Source organism: Rahnella sp. NRRL B-41462 (assembly GCF_003263525.1).
GTDB lineage: Bacteria > Pseudomonadota > Gammaproteobacteria > Enterobacterales > Enterobacteriaceae > Rahnella > Rahnella aceris.
The window spans coordinates 1-21,833 of the sequence record NZ_JYDF01000062.1; the positions used below are offsets into that span (position 1 = coordinate 1).

General features: G+C 53.4%; 20 protein-coding genes. 9 read left to right on the top strand and 11 right to left on the bottom strand.

What is annotated here, in order from left to right; genetic code table 11:
• Window positions 1-154: 154 nt before the first annotated feature.
• A complete protein-coding gene (locus UC14_RS15970; RefSeq protein WP_013574449.1) occupies window positions 155-1,342 on the bottom strand; it encodes a NupC/NupG family nucleoside CNT transporter in 1,188 nt (395 codons plus the stop codon).
• A gap of 417 nt (window positions 1,343-1,759) precedes the next feature.
• On the opposite strand from UC14_RS15970, the gene UC14_RS15975 reads away from it, so the two are divergent.
• On the top strand, window positions 1,760-2,989 hold the full coding sequence (locus UC14_RS15975) for an Nramp family divalent metal transporter (RefSeq protein ID WP_013574450.1): 1,230 nt from the start codon (window positions 1,760-1,762) through the stop codon (window positions 2,987-2,989).
• 71 nt (window positions 2,990-3,060) lie between these two features.
• Here the strand turns inward: UC14_RS15975 and UC14_RS15980 are convergent, their stop codons facing one another.
• A complete protein-coding gene (locus tag UC14_RS15980) occupies window positions 3,061-3,474 on the bottom strand; it encodes a DUF2502 domain-containing protein (protein ID WP_013574451.1) in 414 nt (137 codons plus the stop codon).
• 159 nt (window positions 3,475-3,633) lie between these two features.
• Window positions 3,634-4,623, bottom strand: coding sequence for an L-glyceraldehyde 3-phosphate reductase (gene mgrA / locus UC14_RS15985; RefSeq protein WP_112198041.1), 990 nt, complete (start codon window positions 4,621-4,623; stop codon window positions 3,634-3,636).
• Window positions 4,624-4,951: 328 nt separating this feature from the next.
• Between mgrA and UC14_RS15990 the strand changes: the two genes are divergently transcribed.
• Window positions 4,952-6,610, top strand: coding sequence for an alpha-keto acid decarboxylase family protein (locus UC14_RS15990; RefSeq protein WP_112198042.1), 1,659 nt, complete (start codon window positions 4,952-4,954; stop codon window positions 6,608-6,610).
• Here UC14_RS15990 and UC14_RS15995 read toward each other — a convergent pair.
• On the bottom strand, window positions 6,599-7,486 hold the full coding sequence (locus tag UC14_RS15995) for a LysR family transcriptional regulator (RefSeq protein WP_112198043.1): 888 nt from the start codon (window positions 7,484-7,486) through the stop codon (window positions 6,599-6,601). The two genes, UC14_RS15990 and UC14_RS15995, sit on opposite strands and share 12 nt — an antisense overlap.
• A gap of 132 nt (window positions 7,487-7,618) precedes the next feature.
• Here UC14_RS15995 and UC14_RS16000 point away from each other — a divergent pair, with 132 nt between their 5' ends.
• Window positions 7,619-8,092, top strand: coding sequence for a multidrug/biocide efflux PACE transporter (locus UC14_RS16000; protein WP_013574455.1), 474 nt, complete (start codon window positions 7,619-7,621; stop codon window positions 8,090-8,092).
• A 102-nt stretch (window positions 8,093-8,194) separates the two neighbouring features.
• On the top strand, window positions 8,195-8,893 hold the full coding sequence (locus UC14_RS16005) for an aspartate/glutamate racemase family protein (protein WP_013574456.1): 699 nt from the start codon (window positions 8,195-8,197) through the stop codon (window positions 8,891-8,893).
• Here UC14_RS16005 and UC14_RS16010 read toward each other — a convergent pair.
• Window positions 8,890-10,152, bottom strand: a complete 1,263-nt coding sequence (locus UC14_RS16010; RefSeq protein WP_013574457.1) for an ion channel protein — start codon at window positions 10,150-10,152, stop codon at window positions 8,890-8,892. The two genes, UC14_RS16005 and UC14_RS16010, sit on opposite strands and share 4 nt — an antisense overlap.
• Before the next feature lie 218 nt (window positions 10,153-10,370).
• Here UC14_RS16010 and glk point away from each other — a divergent pair, with 218 nt between their 5' ends.
• On the top strand, window positions 10,371-11,342 hold the full coding sequence (gene glk / locus UC14_RS16015; protein WP_013574458.1) for a glucokinase: 972 nt from the start codon (window positions 10,371-10,373) through the stop codon (window positions 11,340-11,342).
• 137 nt (window positions 11,343-11,479) lie between these two features.
• Here glk and UC14_RS16020 read toward each other — a convergent pair whose 3' ends face one another.
• Entirely contained in the window at window positions 11,480-12,250 is a 771-nt protein-coding gene (locus tag UC14_RS16020) for a LytTR family DNA-binding domain-containing protein (RefSeq protein WP_013574459.1), read from the bottom strand.
• Between the two features lie 64 nt (window positions 12,251-12,314).
• Complete coding sequence (locus UC14_RS16025) at window positions 12,315-14,048, bottom strand: sensor histidine kinase (RefSeq protein ID WP_013574460.1); 1,734 nt, start codon at window positions 14,046-14,048, stop codon at window positions 12,315-12,317.
• Window positions 14,049-14,162: 114 nt separating this feature from the next.
• On the opposite strand from UC14_RS16025, the gene UC14_RS16030 reads away from it, so the two are divergent.
• Complete coding sequence (locus UC14_RS16030) at window positions 14,163-14,702, top strand: GNAT family N-acetyltransferase (protein WP_112198044.1); 540 nt, start codon at window positions 14,163-14,165, stop codon at window positions 14,700-14,702.
• Window positions 14,703-14,818: 116 nt separating this feature from the next.
• On the top strand, window positions 14,819-16,078 hold the full coding sequence (gene alaC / locus UC14_RS16035; RefSeq protein WP_013574462.1) for an alanine transaminase: 1,260 nt from the start codon (window positions 14,819-14,821) through the stop codon (window positions 16,076-16,078).
• Between the two features lie 80 nt (window positions 16,079-16,158).
• Here alaC and UC14_RS16040 read toward each other — a convergent pair whose 3' ends face one another.
• Complete coding sequence (locus tag UC14_RS16040) at window positions 16,159-17,001, bottom strand: AraC family transcriptional regulator (RefSeq protein ID WP_112198045.1); 843 nt, start codon at window positions 16,999-17,001, stop codon at window positions 16,159-16,161.
• 21 nt (window positions 17,002-17,022) lie between these two features.
• Complete coding sequence (locus UC14_RS16045) at window positions 17,023-17,649, bottom strand: YbhB/YbcL family Raf kinase inhibitor-like protein (RefSeq protein WP_013574464.1); 627 nt, start codon at window positions 17,647-17,649, stop codon at window positions 17,023-17,025.
• Window positions 17,650-17,890: 241 nt separating this feature from the next.
• Between UC14_RS16045 and UC14_RS16055 the strand changes: the two genes are divergently transcribed.
• Window positions 17,891-18,415, top strand: coding sequence for a cytochrome b (locus UC14_RS16055; RefSeq protein ID WP_112198046.1), 525 nt, complete (start codon window positions 17,891-17,893; stop codon window positions 18,413-18,415).
• Window positions 18,416-18,457: 42 nt separating this feature from the next.
• On the opposite strand, the gene UC14_RS16060 is transcribed toward UC14_RS16055, so the two are convergent.
• Window positions 18,458-20,263 carry a DUF4153 domain-containing protein gene (locus UC14_RS16060; RefSeq protein WP_112151249.1) on the bottom strand — a complete coding sequence of 602 codons (1,806 nt, stop codon included), beginning with the start codon at window positions 20,261-20,263 and terminating at the stop codon, window positions 18,458-18,460.
• Between the two features lie 188 nt (window positions 20,264-20,451).
• Here UC14_RS16060 and UC14_RS16065 point away from each other — a divergent pair, with 188 nt between their 5' ends.
• Window positions 20,452-20,910, top strand: a complete 459-nt coding sequence (locus tag UC14_RS16065; RefSeq protein ID WP_013574467.1) for a nuclear transport factor 2 family protein — start codon at window positions 20,452-20,454, stop codon at window positions 20,908-20,910.
• A gap of 67 nt (window positions 20,911-20,977) precedes the next feature.
• On the opposite strand, the gene csgG is transcribed toward UC14_RS16065, so the two are convergent.
• Window positions 20,978-21,811 (bottom strand): curli production assembly/transport protein CsgG, encoded by an 834-nt coding sequence (gene csgG, locus UC14_RS16070; protein WP_013574468.1) that lies wholly within the window; start codon window positions 21,809-21,811, stop codon window positions 20,978-20,980.
• Window positions 21,812-21,833: the final 22 nt, after the last annotated feature.

Here is a 21,833-nt window from a genome sequence, read left to right on the forward strand (position 1 = left end):
TCCCGCTTATCTCCACCAAATATTAAAGAAACCCGCTTCGGCGGGTTTTTTGCTTTTGGCGCTTTGTCATTTCTCCTGCCTGTTTTACTGCGCTGAATCGCAGACATAAAAAAAGGCGCCGGAGCGCCTTTCTCGTCGTTCTGTATTTGCTTACTTACGCCAGTACCAGACCCGCGATAGAAGCAGACAACACGCTGACCAGCGTTGAGCCGTACAGCAGTTTCAGGCCGAAGCGTGAAACCACGTTGCCCTGATGTTCGTTCAGGCCTTTGATAGCGCCGGCAACGATACCGATGGAAGAGAAGTTTGCGAAAGACACCAGGAACACGGACAAGATGCCCACGCCGCGTGGTGAAAGTTCGGTTGCTACTTTCTGCAGATCCAACATCGCAACGAATTCATTGGAAACCAGTTTGGTTGCCATGATGCTGCCTACCTGCAAGGCTTCGTGACTTGGCACGCCCATCATCCACGCGAATGGATAGAAGACATAACCCAGCACGCCCTGGAAGGTGATACCGAATACCACGTCGAACAACGCATTCAGGCATGAAATCAGTGCGATGAAACCAATCAACATGGCTGCAACGATGATAGCCACTTTGAAGCCTGCCAGGATGTATTCACCCAGCATTTCAAAGAAGCTCTGACCCTGGTGCGTATTACCGATTTGCAGGTCTTCTTCTGAATCAACCTTATAAGGGTTGATCAACGACAGTACGATGAAGGTACTGAACATGTTGAGCACCAGCGCAGCAACAACAAAGCGCGGTTCCAGCATGGTCATGTACGCACCCACAATCGACATAGAAACCGTCGACATTGCTGTGGCAGCCATGGTGTACATACGTTTTTCAGACATTTTGCTCAGAATATCTTTATACGCGATAAAGTTTTCTGACTGACCCAAAATCAGGGAGCTGATGGCGTTGAAAGATTCCAGTTTTCCCATGCCATTAATTTTCGACAGAACCGTACCGATAATACGGATGACGAAAGGCAGTACACGAATGTGTTGTAAAATACCGATCAACGCAGAAATAAACACGATCGGACACAAGACTTTCAAGAAGAAGAACGCTAATCCTTTATCGCTCATGCCTCCAAATACGAAGCCGGTCCCTTCCGCAGCGAATCCTAATAATTTCTCAAACAAGTCTGAGAAGCCTTTCACAAAACCTAAACCAACAGAAGAATTCAGGAAGAAGTAGGCTAACAAGACTTCGATGACCAACAGCTGAACGATGAAGCGTAAACGGATATTTTTCCGGTCACGGCTCACCAGTAAAGCGAGTGCAGCGACAACGGCCAACGCTAATACAAAGTGCAATATTCGGGACATGGGTGCTCCAAATTAGAGGCAGGCTATATTTCGACGGTCATTTTATGTAACGCGTACATTTAAAACGTGAAGTCGATTGCAAATATAGAAATTACAGACACGAATTGCAACAAATCGCGGCCCATCACACAAAAAATCAAGATGTTAATAAAACTAAGCACAATTAGCATTCCTGTGCTAGTTTTATCATGTGCCGTAATGCGTTCTGAATCTGGCCCGTTAATGTCTGTTTTAGGAAAGTGCGCTGCGTCTGGCTTTCTGAAGCCGGGTGAGCGAATCACCCCCTCAGTTATTACCTTCTCGCTTACTGCTGCTGCCTATCAGAGTAATCACTCAGATCATTCCAAATGCACTTGATAATCATTATCAATTAGATATCATTGATGTAAGCGTAATAATTGTAAGGGTTAACTAACTATGCTGAACAGCCGGGCCGAATCTGCAGGCCGCGCGTCCAGAAAGATGAAGCTTTCACTGATGGGACCGGCCTTTATCGCCGCCATTGGTTATATCGATCCGGGCAACTTTGCGACGAATATTCAGGCCGGTGCTTCTTATGGCTATCAGTTGCTGTGGGTGGTGGTATGGGCCAACGTCATGGCGATGTTGATCCAGTTGTTGTCTGCCAAACTCGGTATCGCGACCGGCAAAAACCTGGCCGAACATATCCGCGATCGTTTCCCGCGTCCGGCCGTCTGGGCTTACTGGGTGCAGGCGGAGATTATCGCAATGGCCACCGATCTGGCCGAATTTATTGGCGCCGCCATTGGCTTCAAATTGCTTCTCGGGGTTTCCCTGTTACAGGGCGCAGTACTTACCGGGATTGCCACCTTTATTATCCTTGGGCTGCAAAAACGCGGGCAAAAGCCGCTGGAACTGGTGATCGCCGGTTTACTGTTGTTTGTTGCTGCGGCTTATATTGTTGAATTGTTCTTCTCGCAGCCAAGCATGCTGGCGCTGGGCAAAGGCATGTTAATCCCCGCACTGCCAACCGCCGATTCGGTGTATCTGGCCGCGGGTGTGCTCGGCGCGACCATTATGCCGCATGTCATTTATCTGCACTCTTCGCTGACTCAGCGGGGCGGCAAGGCGTCCAAAGCGCAGCGTTATTCAGCCACCAAGCTGGATGTCGGTATTGCCATGACTATCGCCGGTTTTGTGAATCTGGCGATGATGGCGACGGCTGCGGCGGCATTCCATTTCAGCGGACACAGCGGGATCAGTGAGCTGGATGAAGCCTATCTGACGCTGCAACCGTTGCTCGGCCACGCTGCCGCGACCACCTTCGGTCTGAGTCTGGTGGCAGCCGGTTTATCTTCTACAGTTGTCGGCACGCTGGCCGGACAGGTAGTGATGCAGGGGTTCGTGAAATTCTACATTCCGCTGTGGGTTCGCCGTACGGTGACCATGATGCCGTCTTTTATTGTGATCCTGATGGGATTAGATGCCACACGTATTTTGGTGATGAGCCAGGTATTGCTGAGCTTCGGGATTGCGCTGGCATTGCTGCCGTTGCTGGCTTTTACCGGTAACCGCAGCCTGATGGGCGAGATGGTGAATACTAAAACCGTGCAGTGGGCGGGGCGGGTCATCGTGCTGATCGTCGTCAGCCTTAACCTTTATCTGCTGACAGGTATGTTGAAATAACGCCTTCGCCAGCAACAGGTAATAAAAAACGGGACAGTTTGCGCTGTCCCGTTTTTGTTTTATTCCGTTGATTAATGGCGGTGATCGCCATGCCCGCCCCTGCGATCATCATGGCCGTGACCCCGATCCGGCCCGCGGCGGTGATCATAATGCGGACGTCCGTGGTCGCTGTGATGATAACGCGGTGGCGGCATCGGACGACGTGGAGGATGGCGTTCGTTCCACCAGCCATGATCGCGCCAGCGATAACCATCCCAGTAATAGCCACGCGGGCTGCGTGCACCATAGTGGTGACCACGGTAACCATTCCACCAGCCTGGGTTACGCCAGTCATAGCCGTCCCAGTAATAACCCCGCCTGTCGCGATCACCGATATTGATAGAAAGGCCCGGCGTATTCAGGCTGAAGCTGCTGGCCTGCACGGTGGGTACCGCCGCAGGGAGCAGGGTAAAGAACAATGTGGCAAAAAGTACCGGCTTTAACATGAGTGGCCCCAGATTCCTTATAATTTATGCTGACAGTTATAAGGGGAAGAGGGCACCGGTACTATTGCTTACAATCCTGTTTTGAATGATTTACGCGCCTTAACGGTTTACTTACGAATCCTCCATAAAGGCGCGTTTTTTATACCGCAGGGTAATCGCTTACACTAAAATCCCTTCGATCGCCGCCAGTTCTTCTGTGCTGAAATGACGGTGAGAGACCATGCCCACGGCATCGTCGATCTGGCTGGTTTTACTGGCACCAATCAGGACGGACGTCACGCGGTCGCCGCGCAGAACCCACGCCAGCGCCATCTGCGACAGCTTCTGACCGCGTGCCTGCGCAATATCATTCAGCTTACGCACTTTTGCCAGCTTCTCTTCCGTCAGCTGATCTGCTGTCAGGAACTTACTGCCGCTGGCTGCGCGGGAATCTTCAAGAATGCCCGCCAGATAACGGTCAGTCAGCACGCCGCCTGCCAGTGGCGAGAAGGCGATAGACCCGACGCCGTTATCCGCCAGCGTATCCAGCAGATCAGCCTCAACCCAGCGCTCGAACATGGAATATTTCGGCTGATGGATCAGGCACGGTGTGCCAAGATCTTTCAGGATTTCAAACGCTTTTTTGGCGCGTTCTGCCGGATAGTTCGACAAACCGACGTACAGGGCTTTGCCCTGACGCACGATCAAATCCAGCGCGGCCATGGTTTCTTCCAGCGGTGTATCAGGGTCAGGACGGTGATGATAGAAAATATCCACGTACTCCAGCCCCATGCGTTTCAGGCTCTGATTCAGGCTGGCGACCAGATATTTTTTCGAGCCCCAGTCTCCGTACGGGCCGTCCCACATGGTGTAACCGGCTTTGGAGGAAATAATCAGCTCATCGCGATAAGGCAATAAATCTTCCTGCAGGATGCGGCCGAAATGCTGTTCTGCCGAACCCGGAGGCGGGCCGTAGTTATTGGCCAGATCGAAATGGGTGATCCCATGGTCGAAAGCATGGCGGATCAGTTTCCGGCCATTCTCAAAATGGGCGTTATCGCCGAAGTTATGCCACAAACCCAGGGAAACGGCGGGCAGTTTCAGACCGCTCTGGCCACAGCGACGGTATTCCATATTCTCGTAACGGGTTGGACTGGCTTGATACACCATGTGAGTCCTTATAATAAATTCAGAAGTGAACAGAAGGTTATAAATGTCATAAAAAACCAATTTTAGTGTATGCGCTTTCACAAGCATTTCCAGCTAATCAGATCACATACGGAACAATCCTTGTGCGCAGGATCGTTGATTACCGTGACTATTCTTCCTGCCTATTACCTTTACTGCTGAATCCGCTTCCCTGCATTCACACAGTGCAGGGGTGTAACTCTGCGTTGCCATGCCTTATTTCGAATAATAAATGTGCTGTTCCCCGGTTTGGAGTAATACTCATATTAGTGGGATTAACTGGTTACTTTATTTTTCTCAGAGGATCGTCATGGTTAATGAATACACAGTAGGTGACTATCTCTTAGATCGTTTATCACTCAGCGGGATCTCCGAGTTGTTTGGCGTGCCGGGTGACTACAATCTGAAATTCCTCGACAGTGTGATTAATCATCAGCAAATCACCTGGGTCGGCTGTACCAATGAATTAAATGCCGCCTATGGCGCAGATGGTTACGCCCGTACCAAAGGTATTGCGGCGTTGCTGACGACGTTTGGTGTCGGCGAACTGAGCGCACTGAATGGCATTGCCGGTAGTTATGCGGAATATGTGCCCGTCGTGCATATCGTGGGTGCGCCAGCACTGACGTCTCAGCGTAAAGGTGAGCTGCTGCATCACACGCTGGGAGATGGCGAATTCTGTCATTTCATGCGGATGTCAGCTCCGGTCAGCGTGGCGCAGGCGTCCCTCACACCGGAAAATGCCCTGGCTGAAATCGACCGTGTGATTGAAGAAGTGATGTACAGCTCGCGGCCGGGTTACCTGTTATTGCCCAGCGATGTGGCCGCGTTGCCGGTCAGTACCCGTGCGCATGCGTTACCTGCGCGTCAGCCGCCTTTCTCGGCTTCTTCTCTGGAAGCTTTTACTGCCGCCGCTGAAACGCAGTTGCGGGGTGCAAACCGTGTTTCGTTGCTGGCGGATTTTCTGGCAGACCGCTTCAAGGTTAAAAAGGCGCTGGAACAGTGGATGGAAGAAGTGCCGCTGGCGCATTCAACGTTGCTGATGGGTAAAGGTTTATTCAACGAGCAGCAGGCGCATTTTGCTGGCACTTATTCGGGGGCCGCCAGCGCACCGTCAACGAAAGAAGCGATTGAAGGGGCTGATGTGGTGATCACGGTCGGGGTGAAATTTACTGACACCATCACCGCCGGTTTTACCCAGCAGCTTCCGTCCGGAAAATGCATCGACCTTCAGCCCTTTTTTGCCCGCGTGGGCGATAAGATCTTCCATCAGCTGCCGCTCGAAAAAACGGTCAGCGTGATGCACCGCCTGACCGCTGAACTGGCTTCCGGCCGGACGCCTTATCCTGTTAAACACAACGCATTGCCGTTGTCGCACGATAACAGCCTCGGACAATATGCCTTCTGGCAACAGATTCAGGATTTCCTGCAACCGGGAGATGTGCTGGTCGCTGAGCAGGGCACCGCCTGTTTTGGTGCGGCGGCGCTGAATTTGCCGCAGGATTGCCAGTTCGTCGTCCAGCCGTTATGGGGCTCAATCGGTTTCACGCTGCCCGCCGCATTTGGTGTACAGATTGCCGTACCGGATCGCCGTGTCGTGCTGCTGATTGGCGATGGCTCCGCACAGCTCACCTTGCAGGGATTAGGTGCCGCCATCCGTTATGGCCTGCCGCCGATTATTTTTGTGATTAACAATGACGGTTATACCGTCGAACGGGCGATACACGGCGAAACCCAGCGCTACAACGACATCGCGCAGTGGAACTGGACACAGTTCCCGGCGGCCTTCGGCGGTAAAGAAGTCTTCAGTGCGCGGGTGGATTCGCCGCAGGCGCTGAAAGAAGCGATAGCAAAGGCCACCGCACGGCGGCAGATGGCCTGGATAGAAGTCATTTTGCCAAAAATGGATATTCCTGAACTGCTCAACTCAGTGACTAAATCGCTGGCGCAGCGTAACTCAGGGCAATAAATCAGTTTCCGGTGATGGCGGGACAGTCAGCTGGTCGATGAACCACCAACCCGCCGGACCGGGCTGATTGTTTTTACTCCAGACCGCATCCACCGATATCTGCTTCGGCCAGCCGCGCATCGGCAGGCTGACCAGTTTGTCATGTCCGAACTGTTTCACCAGCCAGTGCGGCAGTGTCGCCCAGCCAAATCCCTGTTCCGCCATTTCCAGCAACATCAGATAACTGGGCGCTGACCAGATCTGACCCCGCGCCCGAGGCATTTCACGACGGCTGTAAGGCTGCAGGCAAAGCTGGCGGAAGGTGTGCAACTGCTCCGGTTGCAGATCGGTGATTTTTGCCAGCGGATGTTCACGGCTGCAAAATACCGACATATCCGTTTGTTCCGGTAAACGCGCCACACCAATGTCCGGCGGATAACTCGCCTGTACTTCCACCATGCCGACATGGGCACGGCCAGACTGCAACAGGTCGATCACATCCTGATCTTCGGCGATCTGACATTCAAATTCGATATCCGGATACCGGCGTTCAAACCGGCGCAGCAGCGCCTCGTGGTGAGTCGGCTGGTAAGTGTCAGACAGCACAAACGTCAGGCGGGTTTCCACCTGCGTCGATAAACGCACCGCCAGTTCATCGAGGCGTTCGCTGGCCGCCAGAATCGCCTGAACGTGGCTGAGCACGCGTTGTCCGGCTGGTGTCAGCACCGGCTGGCGACTCTGGCGGTCAAACAGTGTTACGCCCAGATCCACTTCCAGATTGGCGATCGCCGTACTGACACTCGACTGACTCTTGCGCAGTTTACGCGCCGCTGCTGAAAACGATCCGGTATCGGCCGCTTCGACAAAAGCCATCAGGGCTTCCGGTGAATAGCGCATCAGGTACTCCTTCTGATTCTGATCTATCTATTTTATCGATACTTTCTATCTTTTAACTATCTTATTTAGTGATGATAATGACTGCCTGTGACAGCCGTCACGTAACAATGATCAGGAATCAGGCAGGTTTTTATGTCTAAGCAAACACGGAATATCTCTCAGAAAACGTTCGGCGAACGCATTTTCCACGCGGTGGGTTTTGAAACAATCGCGGTACTGATTTCGGCACCGGCAGCAGCCTGGGCGCTGAACAAACCGGTCTGGGAAATGGGCGCGCTGGCGATCATGCTGTCGACGACAGCGATGGTCTGGAACATCGTTTATAACAGCCTGTTCGACAAATTCTGGCCGGTTTCCCGCGTGGTGCGGACATTTAAAATCCGCGTGGCGCACGCGCTGGGGTTCGAAGGTGGATTTATTATGATTGGTCTGCCGGTTGCCGCACTGTGGCTGGGGATCGGGCTGCTGGACGCCTTTATGCTGGAAGTCGGGTTCTTCCTGTTCTTCCTGCCGTATACCGTGGCCTACAACTGGGTTTACGACACGTTGCGCCAGCGCTGGATGGACCGCCGTCTGGCCGCAGAGGATTGCCCGGCCAAACATTAATCCGCATCGCTGAATGCACAAAAAAGCCCGCCGACATTTTCTTTGTCCGCGGGCTTTTTGTCGGTTATGGTTTTGCCATCCGCATAAACACAGGGTGTGCAAATGAAAACGTTAGGGTTGATTGGTGGCATGAGCTGGGAATCTACCGTGCCGTATTACCGCATGATTAACGAGCATGTGAAGCAGCAACTGGGGGGATTGCATTCTGCCAAACTGTTTCTCTACAGCGTCGATTTTTATGAAATCGAAAAGCTGCAAATGGCCGGTGACTGGCAGCAGGCAGGTGAAATTCTTGGTAACGCCGCGAATTCACTGGCGCGTGCAGGGGCGGAGGTCATCGTTGTGTGTACCAACACCATGCATAAAGTGGCAGACGATATCGAGCGGATCGGCGGCCTGCCGCTGCTGCATATCGCCGATGCGACGGCTGACAAAATCACCGGACAGGGGCTGCATAAAATCGGTCTGCTCGGCACGCGTTTCACCATGGAACAGGATTTCTATCGCGGACGTTTGCAGGAAAAACATCAGATTGACGTGGTGACGCCGGATGAAGCTGACCGCGCGATTGTTCATCGCATTATTTATGAAGAGCTGTGCCTGGGCAGGATTAAGGAGGATTCCCGCGCAGAATACCGGCGGATTATTGGCAAATTAGAACAGCAGGGCGTGGAAGGCATTATTCTCGGATGTACCGAAATCACCCTGCTGGTGGGCGCTGAAGACGCGAGCGTGCCGGTTTTTGACACCACCGCCATTCATGCGCTGGCGGCGGCGGAGTTTGCACTAAAGCAGGATTAATCTTCTTCCGGGACCGGCCGGTTGAGCCGCTGTTTTGCCACCTGCATCAGCGGTTTACCTGCCAGCATCAGCCAGGCTGGCAGCATCACGATGCACAGTAGCGGCAATAATTTCAGCCCCGGTACCACCGCTGCGGCCATAAACAAGCTGAGCCAGCCGTCACGTGTCACGACCAGTACCATGCCCATGACGGCGCATGAAACGGTCACCGCCGCCGGCACATCCGGTGCGTACTGATGCAGCATCAGGCCAAGCGATACCCCGACAAACACCGCCGGGAAAATGCGTCCGCCACGAAAACCGCAGGCTGCCGCCACCACTAACGCCGCCAGTTTGGTCAGGGTGATCGCCAGCAACGGCCCCATCTCAAACAACGCATTGGAATGTGCCAGTTCCTTCATTTCATCCAGCCCTTTAAACAGGGTAATTTCCCCGCCTGTCAGCGCCAGTAAACCCAGCACAAAGCCGCCAATACCCAGGCGCAATACCGGATTCTGAATATTGTTAAACATCCGGTGAACATGCGGGAACAACCAGACGGCAATCATCCCCAGCGCGATGGCAATCAGCACCACGACTGACCCGCTGAAAATATCCATCAGGCTGGCGGCGTCATACGACGGAATGCTGAGCGAAAAATCGGGCTGAAAAAACTGATCGGTGGTGATGGCGCCAGCGCCCGCGGCGAGCAATGGCGCAAAAAGGCGATCCCATAACTGCACATCTTTGCTGGTGCCGAGGGTTTGCGAAAAAATCAGCGCGGCTGCCACCGGCGTGCCGAACAACGCGCCGATAGTCCCGGCCGCCGCCAGGATCACCCAGTCCGTCGTTGGCACTGCGGGCAATAAACGGGATCCTATTGCCGCCACCAGCGCGATATTAATCACTGTAATCGGATGTTCCGGCCCCAGACTGACACCGCCTGCCAGTCCGACCATCAGCGCCAGCGCCAGCCCAGGTAAAGCGCTGACTGCCACCGGGGCGCCAATCAGAGATTCCGTGGCAGGATCCGGCCCGGCGTGGCCTGGCATATACTTAATGATGGCGCCGACGCCAATGCCGGTCAGTGTCAGCATAAACAGCGTCCAGCTGGCGGATTGTGTATTGATATTCAGCACGGCGGGAATGTTCTCCCACAGCAGATTTTGCAGCGCGCCAGAAATCATCATGACGAATACCAGAACCAGGCTGGACATCACGCCAATAATGATCGCGGGCAGGGCAAAAGCTAACATGACTCTGGTGCGGGGATGGAACATGCACGTATTTCCTTATTTATAATTTTGTTTGCTCTGATAGCTTAGATGAATCCCGGCAAAGTCGGTTTGCGGGCTGTCGACATTATTTTGTGTGGCATGCTGCATAAATGTGGGTTGCTTCAAAACTGCGTTGCAGCGTATAGCAATTACCGCTATTTTGCCCACACGAATTTGGCGCAAATGCGCAGCATAATGAATTTACTTTTGCGGAGAATAACATGACCAAATACTCCCTGGTGGGCGATGTCGGGGGCACCAACTGCCGCCTGGCGCTTTGCGCGTTGGACAGCGGCGATATTTCTCAGTCTAAGACTTTCTCCGGGCTGGATTACGACAGCCTCGAAGCCGTGGTGCGTGAGTACCTCGCGCAGCAGCATCAGGATGTTGAGGATGCATGTATTGCCATCGCCTGCCCGATCACTGGCGACTGGGTGGCCATGACCAACCATACGTGGGCCTTTTCCATTGCCGAAATGAAGAAAAACCTTGGCCTGCAACATCTGGAAGTGATCAATGACTTCACCGCTGTTTCGATGGCGATCCCGATGCTGAAAGAAGATGACCTGTTGCAGTTCGGCGGTAAAAAAGCGCAGGACGGCAAACCGGCAGTGATTTACGGTGCTGGCACGGGGCTGGGCGTCGCACACTTAATTCATGCCAATAACCAATGGTTGAGTCTGCCGGGCGAAGGCGGCCATGTTGATTTCGCGCCAAACAGCGAAGAAGAAGACATCATTCTTGAGCAGTTGCGTACCGAAATGGGGCACGTTTCTGCCGAGCGTATTCTCTCCGGTCCGGGGCTGGTGAATCTCTACCGTGCCATTGTTAAATCAGATAACCGCGTGCCGGAAAACTTCAAACCGAAAGACGTGACAGAACTGGCGCTGGCAGACGAAAATCTGGACTGCCGCCGCGCACTGTCGCTGTTCTGCGTCATCATGGGGCGTTTCGGTGGCAACCTGGCGCTGAACATGGGCACCTTCGGCGGCGTGTACATTGCCGGCGGCATTGTTCCGCGCTTCCTGGACTTCTTCAAAGCTTCCGGTTTTCGTGCCGCGTTTGAAGACAAAGGCCGCTTCAAAGATTATCTGATGGATATTCCGGTGTTCCTGATCACGCACGATCAGCCGGGGCTTGTGGGTGCCGGGGCGTACCTGCGTCAGTCTATCGGCCTTCCTCTTCGTCCTTGAAGTTGCAGCGGTGTTGGCTGCGCTCGAAGACCCGAATCACTGACATCAGTCAGCTCATCGGGATCTTCTCACTTGCCGCCTTGCTGCAACTCTAATGACTTAGCGGAAGAATCGGGCTTTCTATTTCAAAAGCCCGATCAAAACCGCATTAACTGCCTGAATTCTTTCACCTTGCTGCGACTTACCGGCACCTCGAAATCTAAATCACTTAAGCGCAAAATATAGGTGTTATTGAACCACGGCACGATCTCGCGGATTTTCGACAGATTCACGCAGTACGAACGATGACAGCGGAAAAAATGCTCCTCCGGCAGGCGGTTGCATAATTCGGTGATGTTCATCGGCATGGTGAATTCTTCTTTGCGGGTATATACCTGCGTGACCTTTTCCTGCGCGGCGGCGTAATAAATATCGTTGATATCGGTAACGATAATCCGCTCATCTTTGATCAGATTGATGCTGTGACTGACACGCGGGGTGCTGCCCGCGACGGGGGCAACACCTTCCGGTTTATCGCCCGGTTCCTTCACTGTCAGCTCTTTATCCCGGCGAAAATGTGACTCCAGCTTTTGCAGCATGGTGACAATGCGTGACTCGTGATAAGGCTTAAGAATGTAATCAAATGCCTCGATTTCAAAGGCTTCTGCGGCGTGCTCCTTATAGGCGGTGATAAACACGATATAAGGTTTATGCGCAAACTTACTGATGTTTTGCGCCAGTAATACGCCGTCAAGGGAAGGGATGCTGATATCGAGAAAAATCGCGTCCACTTCATGTGATTGCAGGTATTTAAGCACGTCCAGCCCGTCATCCAATATTGCTTCAATGCTGATGCTGCTGTGGGTATTAATCAGATAACTCAGCTCTTCCTGAGCCGGTACTTCATCTTCGACGATAATCGCTTTCACTGAATTATCTCCCGGTGCGATGGCCCGAAAGGCGGGCGGGTAAAATGAAAAAGCGTCCCTGTAGTCAGGCTATTTTGCTCTCAAGGGCTTGCGTGACTTTTGCAGGAGCGTGGGTAATAACAAACGAAATATCGGTGCCTGGCTCAAGACGGCGGATGCTCAGGCCCTGACCATACAGCAATGAAACGCGGTGATGCACATTGAGCAGGCCGATTTTGTTGCCGGGCATTTCATTGCGTGCCACACGGTCAATGGTTTCCTGATTAATACCGTGGCCGGTATCTTTTACTGACACCCTGATACCGTCAGCCTGATGCTTCACTGAAATCACCACCACGCCTTTTCCGCTGCATTTCTGGATGCCGTGCACAATGGCGTTTTCGACCAGCGGCTGGATCAGCAGGCTGGGAATTTTCACCGAAATGTCGTCATCAATGTCATAAATCACCGTCAGTTTGCTGCCGAACCGCGCCTGCTCAATGGCGATGTAATCCTGTACCTGATGAAGTTCTTTGCGCAGGTCGATCAGTTCATCGTTCAGTTCCAGGTTATAACGCAGATAACGGGAAAGGTTGATGATGAGCTGGCGCGCCACGTCGGGGCGGGCGCGGATAGACGACGAAATCGCATTCAGCGCGTTAAACAGAAAATGGGGATTTATCTTGCTCTGCAACGCCCGCATTTCGGCTTTATTGGCCATCTCGCGCAACTGTTCGGTGCGTGATACTTCCATCTGCGTCGACATAATTTGCGACAGCCCGATCGCCATCACTTTCAGCGAATAAGTGATGCGGTGCGGGTCGCAATAATAGATTTTCAGCGAGCCGGTGACTTCGCCTTTTTCCCACAGCGGAATAATAATCAGCGAGTGAATTTGCGGCGTACGGTGCATTTCATCGTTGTTTCTGACCGTGATTTCACCGCTTTCCAGCGTCGCTTTGGTCATCTCACTCAGCGTTTCATGGCCGATATTATACTCTTCAGCACCCACGCCGACGTACGCCAGAATGTTTTTGGTATCAGTGATCGCCACCGCATCGGCGTCGATATCATCACGAATAATGCTACAGATACTGGCCAGGGATTCGGCGTTGATATTCCTGCCTTCTATGTTACGGCCATCTATATTGCGAAAGTACGGCAGCGTTTTATTGGCAATATCCAGCGCCAGCCGCGCCTGCCGTGCGGCAATCACCTCTTTTTCATCCTCGACACTTTGCACCAGCAACACAATCAGGCCGATGGAACTGGCTCCGAGGATCAGCGGTGCAGCGATGTTCATGACGATATCCAGCCCGAGCGAAAACGGTCGCGCCATCAGTAAAATCAGGATCATGGTCAGCGTTTCGCACAGCATGCCGCCCAGAATGCCGACTTTCCAGTGCAGTGATTTTTTGACTTTCTTATTGATATAACCGGAAAGGAAACCTGCGGTAATACTGGTGATGAGGCACGGAACAGACGTTGGTCCGTGAATGTCGATCAGGAAACGGTGCGTGCCGGAAATCAGGCCGGTAATGATCCCGACCCACGGCCCGAACAGGATCCCGCCCGACATGATCGCGATCGTACGCACGTTGATCAGTGAGCCTTCGACGTTGATCCCTGAGAGCGTACCGAAAATGGCGAACAGCGAGAAAATGGCGGTGACCGCAGTCAGTTCCAGCGGCGTATGGGTTTCATTTTCTTTGTGCAGCAGTTTGCGGAACAGCGGGGTTCGCGTGAGGAAGAACAGACAGATGAGCATCAGCGCCGCACGGTCGAAGACCGCCAGCAGCATATCGAACATGTGAGGCATGGCAGATTAGGCTCTTTGCACGATTGAAAGATAAGCGTGCCAAATGGATTCAGCGGTTATTATATGTAAAAGGTCAGACTTTCACCATCGCCAGACACAGGAGCACATTCCGACATGATTTTGTTATCCACGCCGCGGCTGATCATGCAGCCCATCCAGGCTGACGACTGGGCATTTTTCTTGCGGCTGTATCAGACCCCGGACGTCATGCGTTTTATCGGCGATATCGAAACCCACGCACAGGTTCATAGCCGTTTTGAACAACGTCTTGGTCACTGGGATCGCTACAGTGATTTCTGGCTGTGCCTGCTGATCCGCGAAAAAGACACCGGCGCGGCGGTGGGGCTGACCGGATTTTTCCCGGACTGGCGGCCCTATAAACAGGGCGAAGTCGGATTCATTCTGGCACCTGAACATCAGCGCAAAGGTTATGCAGTGGAATCCCTGCGCGAAGTGCTGAACTTTGCGTTTGACCAGTGTGGTTTTCACCGTCTGCAGGCCAACGTGCTTGAAGGCAACGACGCTTCGCGCCGTGTGCTGGAAAAATGCGGATTCCTCATGGAAGGCCGTTTACGGGACAGCTACCGGATCGGCGACGAGTGGAAAAACGACTGGCTGCTGGGGCTGCTGGCGACCGATCCGCGTCCGCAGTAAAAAAATAATGCGCAGTATCTCGACAGCCATTTTCCTCTGCGTTATGTTCGTAGAAGGCCGTTACGCGGCCAGCGTCGCTCGGACGGTCCGGGCGCTTACGTATCCCAGAGGAAATTATGGCTGATTCCAGTTCACCCCGTCGTTTTTCACGTATTGATCGTCTTCCCCCTTATGTTTTCAACATTACCGCTGAACTGAAAATGGCCGCACGCCATCGTGGCGAAGACATTATCGATTTTAGTATGGGTAACCCCGACGGCCCGACACCGCCGCACATTGTGGAAAAACTGGTGCAGGTTGCGCAGCGTGAAGACACGCACGGTTACTCGACCTCACGCGGCATTCCGCGTCTGCGCCGTGCAATTTCCCGCTGGTATGCCGATCGTTATCAGGTAGAGATCGACCCGGAAAGCGAAGCTATCGTCACTATCGGTTCGAAAGAAGGGCTGGCACATCTGATGCTGGCGACGCTCGATCACGGCGACACCGTTCTGGTGCCCAACCCAAGTTATCCGATCCACATTTATGGTGCCGTGATTGCCGGTGCGCAGGTGCGTTCTGTGCCGCTGGCTGAAGGTGTAGATTTCTTTGCCGAGCTGGAAAAAGCCATTCGCGAAACCATTCCGCGGCCGAAAATGATGATCCTCGGCTTCCCGTCCAACCCGACGGCGCAGTGCGTGGAGCTGGATTTCTTCGAGCGCGTGGTGGCACTGGCTAAGCAATACAACGTGCTGGTGATCCACGATCTGGCGTATGCCGACATCGTATACGACGGCTGGAAAGCGCCGTCAATCATGCAGGTGCCGGGTGCAAAAGACATTGCGGTGGAATTCTTCACGCTGTCGAAAAGTTACAACATGGCGGGCTGGCGCATCGGTTTTATGGTCGGTAATCCTGAACTGGTCAGCGCGCTGGCGCGTATCAAAAGTTATCACGATTACGGCACCTTCACGCCGTTGCAGGTGGCGGCCATCGCGGCGCTGGAAGGGGATCAGCAATGCGTGAAAGACATTGCTGAGCAATATCGCCAGCGCCGTAACGTGCTGGTACGCGGGCTGCATGAAGCGGGCTGGATGGTGGAAAATCCGAAAGCGTCGATGTATGTCTGGGCAAAAATTCCGCCTGCATATGCGCATTTAGGGTCACTGGAATTCGCCAAACGTCTGCTGGCCGACGCTAAAGTTTGTGTGTCGCCGGGCATTGGTTTTGGTGATTACGGCGATACGCATGTGCGTTTCGCCCTGATCGAGAATCAGGACAGGATCCGCCAGGCGGTGCGCGGCATCAAAGCGATGTTCCGGGCAGACGGTTTGCTGCCACCGAAAAAAGCCAGTAACGAACCGCCCGTGGAGCCGGAACAGGCCGTTAGCGAATAATATTCTGATGCGCTGAAAGCGATAAATGAAAGCCAGTCATTCAGATGACTGGCTTTTTTGTTTTTATGCGGCCGGTTTGTTCAGCGAATATCGGCAGGCGAACAGCCAAAACGCTCTTTGAAGCGCAGGGAAAAACGCGAGCTGGCCCGATAACCGCAGGCATCCGCGATTTGCGAAAGATTCCAGCGCGTGGTTTGCAGCAGGGTGATCGCATGATGCATGCGGATATCCTGCAACAACGTGCGAAAACTGATTTGCTCTTCCACCAGACGCCTTCTCAGCGTGGCTTCGCTCATCGCCAGTTGCTGGCTGGCGCTGGCGGCCGTCCAGGCAAATTCCGGCGCGGCCGCCAGCAGGGCGGTAAGACGTGTACCGAGCGGTTCTGCGGCGCGCGGCATAAACAATATGCGGCGTTCTGCCAGCGCGATAAGTACGGCGGTAAGACGATTTCGCTGCACTGTATGACTGGCCGGATTGCCGGTCCCGCGCAGGCAAAAATCGAGCGTATCGCGTAATTCGTCATCCAGCGGGAGAGTTTCAAACCCGTTCAGCGGCGACAGCGCAGTCAGAAGCCGGGCGTTATCGCGATAAAATTCCGCTACCAGCGCAGGTGAAAACCCCAGATACAGCGACGAGAAAAAACCGTTTGCCGCGTCCGGCGTTTTACTGACGTGCGCCAGCGTATGCTGCGACACCACGATCAGATGTTCCGAATTCCCAAGCTGCACCGACGTGCCGTTTTCATGGCGCAGCGCCAGCTGACCAGAATTTACCCGCAGCAGCGAAGGCTCAAAAAAACGAAAATTCGACACCTGATGAGGCTGTTGCAGATAAGGCTCGGCCCGTGAAAAAAGCCGGTCATGACTGACCGGCAATTTATTTGGCAAAAGACTCACGGCGTGACTGTGCTGCTCAGAGGACATGGTTTCTCCTGCCTGCGGACTTTAATCCAGATTGGGATTTAACGTGTAGGTGCCGGTCAGGCTGGCCTGCGCCAGAACGTGACCTTCGATGGCCTGCAACACATCCGGGCCAAAGAATTTATCCTGCAAATCCAGTTTTTCAATGTCCAGTGCATACAGCGTAAATACGTAGTCATGCACCCGTTCATCGTTCCACGGCGGGCACGCGCCGTCGTAACCGTAATAGTCGCCGCCCATGTTTTCATCATCGCCAAACCATGCGGTATAGCCGTTGATGCCATGACGCATTCCGGCGCTGGCGGGCAGCGCGGGTTTGCCGTGCGGCGTCACGCTGTTGCTGTGACTGCCTGCGGCGATTTCGCGAGCATCTGCCGGAATATCCACCAGCAGCCAGTGGAATAAATCGATGCGCGGCAGCGAAGCTGGCACCACTTTGCCTTCCTGATTCACGTCGTCCGGGCGGCCTGGTACGTGCGGATCCACACACACCAGCACAAACGAACGGGTATTTTCCGGCACATCACTCCACGCCAGGTGCGGGTTCTTATTATCGGAAAGTGCAATGTGGTTTTGGGTATCTTTCACGGCAAATGAAAACTCACCCGGGATAGGTGCACCGTTCTCAAAACTCTGGCTAATCAATTTCATCGTAAACTCCGCATCAGACAATGCTATTTTAGTGTGCGTTGATTATAAAGAGCGGTGCGGACAGACAGGGAACATCACCGGTCAAATTATTCACTTTTCCTGTCATTATGAGCGGAAAGGTGAATGTCTGCCGCGTTTAATCCCTGTTGCGGGTATATCCACAAAGTCTGCGCAATTCCTTTCTATACTCAGGGCAATATTCCTGTTTTCCACACGTTATCCTCCGGCGAGGAAATTACTCATGAAAACCCGTTATTCGCTGTCGCAGATCAGCCTGCACTGGGCAACGTTACTGATGATTATTCTGACCTACACGGCGATGCTGACCCGTGATTATTTCCCTGAAGATAATCAGCCGCTGGTGCGTTTGCTGCATTTTAATTTCGGGATTTGTGTCTGGTTGCTGATGTTTGTGAGCATTTTCCTGCGGACCCGCCATGCGACACCGGCGATCACGCCGCCCGTGCCGCGCTGGCAAAAAGCCGCGTCCCATGCAGTGCATGGGGTGTTATATCTGCTGTTTCTGTCGTTGCCGGTGCTGGGGATTTTGACGCTGGAGTTTGGCGGGCGGGAGTGGTTTTTATTCGGCTGGCCGGTGCCACAGTTTGTGACGCCGGATCCCGATGTCCGCCGCACGGTGAAAACGGCGCATGAGTTCCTGGCAAACTGCGGTTATTACCTGATTGGCCTGCACGCGCTGGCAGCGATTTATCATCATTACTTGCGCAAAGATGACACCTTACTGCGCATGATGCCGGGAAAATAAAGCGGGATTCACCGGCAGAAATCTGCCGGTGAAGGGAGGCGATTATTCTTCGTCGTGTTTGTAATGAATGACCCGGCGTTTACCGTCAATCTGTACGTCAGCCCATTTACGCGTTACCGGTTTGACCTCGCCGTTGCGCAGGGCAGTGATCAGCGCAGGGTTATCCTTTTCTTCATACAGATAAAGTTCTCCCGTTTGCGCCCATTTCCCGGCCTGTCTGGCGTAAATACGGCAGTTGACGGAAGGCGTATCCAGCGTATTACAGAGGAAAACTTCTTTCTGCCGGTCGTTGTTTAAATCCAGCGTATTGACGATACACGCGCCCTGCAGGCTGTGACAGTCGCGCAGTGTGTTGCGGTATTCATCCAGCTGCGGCAGGTTTTTCCACCAGGTGTCGTCGGGGGATACCGCGCCTTTCGCGAGCTGAATCATCTTCTTAGCATCTTCCACGCGATAATTTTCCGCCAGTGCAGCATGCTCTTTATCATCGTAAGCGCCCCAGCGTGATGTCTGCGCGATCATATTTTTCAGTGTGACCTGCAGGCGCGGATCGGCAGTAAACGCGGGGTGTTGTTGCAGCGCTGTCAGCGCCTCGTTGCCACGGCGACCGGTATCGAAACGCAGCATCTTCAGATCGAAATCCTTCGCCTGCGTTTTGCCGCTGTCGAGTCGCGCAATCTGATTGTTGACGCTGATACGGTAAGGATCGAGCAGCGGGCTGTTGGCCGCCATCAACAGAATGACCACCAGCAGCGACAACGGCTTATTGAATTGGGTAATACGCGGCAGCCAGTCCGGGCGTTTATCGATCACCGAAAAACTGTAGCAAAGGGCGGCGATCAGCGTCACGCTGATCACCAGCACCGCCCACAGACGTTGCGGCGTCCAGCCGTATTGCGAAACGCGCAGGCCGGTGGAATACAGCGCCAGCACGGCATACACCGGCAGCAGTAAAATCGCCGCATTCACCAGCAAACGGATCGCCCGCGGATACGGTTTTTCAGCGTGATCGGTTTCGCGTACCACGTTAACCAGCAGCAGAATGCCGAGCGCCATGGTGGTCAGCAAACTGGCTGCGGACCAGGCTTGCGATAACACCGTCAGGCCGGTGAACGGCAGGGCGAACAGAAAAATCAGCGCAACGAACGCCACCAGCGGCAGCAGGCCTTTGAGAATAAAACGGATGATATTGCGGGTGGTATTCATCAGCGCCGGTTGCGTGCGGCAGGTGACGATACTGATGCCCAGCAGCAGGCCGAACACCAGATGCATAAACAGCGGCGTATCGAAAAACAGCTCATGGAAATATTCAATGCCGATCACCCGGAACAGCCCGGCACATAATGCCATCACGCCAACGGCCAGCAGCATCATCAGCAACGTCAGCATGGCGCACAGCGTATTCTGGCTGTAGCAGGCGGAAAGGTTGGCGTAACGGTAACGGCTTTCTGCCGGGAACGCCTGCACCTGTAGCCACGGCAAAACAAAAAAGACCAGCAGCGTCAGCGACAGGTTAAACGGCACCATCACGCTGTCCCCGGACGTTGCCGCGATATTGCTTTTCGCCCAGGCTGCCATGCCCGCCAGTAACAGGATGAGTAACCCCGTTCCGCCCCAGAACCGGCGATCACCAGGCTGTACTACTGACAGAGAAATCAGCACCGGTAATGTTAATGCCATAGTCTGGCCGTAAATATTATGAGAGAACCCGGCATATCTGATGGCCGCGTGATCTGAAAAGAAGTAATACAGCAGGAACCCCTGCAACAGGCAAATCGCAAGGATTAACCAGCGGGTGGGAACGGGCAGAGGCGGCATCGCGCGACCTGCTCTGTTGAACTGAGACATCCGTGACTCTCCGAAAGTGTAAGAGGACATGTTGTTAAAAACGCATGCCAGTGTAGAGGGTTCCGGCTTCCGGTGCAGAAAACTCTTCACCTGAGCGGCCTCAGCGTTTTGTGAGCGACCCTTCATAACTGGCAAAATCAGCGGCAGTCACTAGGCTTATGGACTGGATGGAGAATTTCGAGGTGAAAATGGCAGAACATGAACTGAAAGAAAAGCGCATTGAAATTGTTAAGAATTTCTACGCCAAACTGGATCAGGCAGATGCCTCTTTACTGGATCTCTTTGCTGAAGATGTGGTGCTGTTTTTTCCGAAATTTGGCACTGCGCAGGGAAAGTCTTCACTGGGGGAACTGGGTAAACGCTTTGCGCTTGAAATCGACAAGATCCAACATATTCAGAACGCTTTCCGCTTTCTGAGTGACGGAGATGCCATTGTGCTGGAAGGGCAGATGCGCGGCGTGATGCAAAACGGTGACCGCTGGCCGACGTCCGAAGTCGGCAGCCATCATTTCTGCACTGTCTTTGTCTTTGAAGATTTGCTGATCAAACGGCTGAGCATTTATCTCGATCCGGACTTTAATCTTGAGGATAAAAAGCGGGTGAATAATTACCGGCAGGTGATGAAAAGCGAGGAAAGCAAAACCTGAGATTGTCGGATAAAAAAAGAAGGGAAACCGTTTCAACCCACGGTTCCCCTTCGCCAACTGCCTCTCATCAGGATTCGGCAGGGACAATGTTGTTCTTATAGCGTTGCAGAATGGGTGAGTTGATCTCCGACGGGTTTTGCAACTGCCACAGGTTACGTTCGATACCGTCATTCACCAGATAAATCACGCCGGATTCAATCGCCGACATCAGGCATAACATCACAGGCTCATTGGTGGTGTAGCCCAGTTCGCCTTCCAGCAACCGCTGATAATCGATAAAGCGGAACACCCCGGCCTGCACTTCATACGACAAAATCGTTTTGCTGGTATTTACGGAAGATAAAACCTCGCCGGTATTAACGTCGACAGCGCGCAGGTTCACGGCTATCTGATCCAGCTGGTATTGCGTACTGGCACCGATACCGAAATACCGCGCCCCCACGCCCCCTGATTTCACATTACTTTCGTAACCGATTATCGAGCCTTCAATCAGAATATTCGCTGCTACCAGCGAGGAAAGTGGCCGCTGATTATTGATCGCGACACTGCCATTTTCCTGCGCGGCACGGATAATTTTGCGTTCGTTCAGCAGGTTTTGCAGCCCCTGACGTTCCAGCGGGATAAACCATTTTGAATCTTTGAGTGCCGATACCAGCATCGCCGTGGCGCTTTGTGGCACGGCGGTCGAGAAGTTACTGGCCGGATACGGTTTGAACTGCCCCGTTTCATCCTGAATGTTATAGACCGACACAAAAATCCGGCCCTGCGGCGAAGGCAAATGCGTCAGATCGGTATAGCTTGGCGCCCGGGGCAATAATGTCGGTCTTGCGGCTTCTTTCGGTGCTGCTGTGAGGCACCCGCTCAACACAAAAACTGCGATGAGTAATAAATAGCTGCGCATGATGTCGTTCCTGTTTTTATTG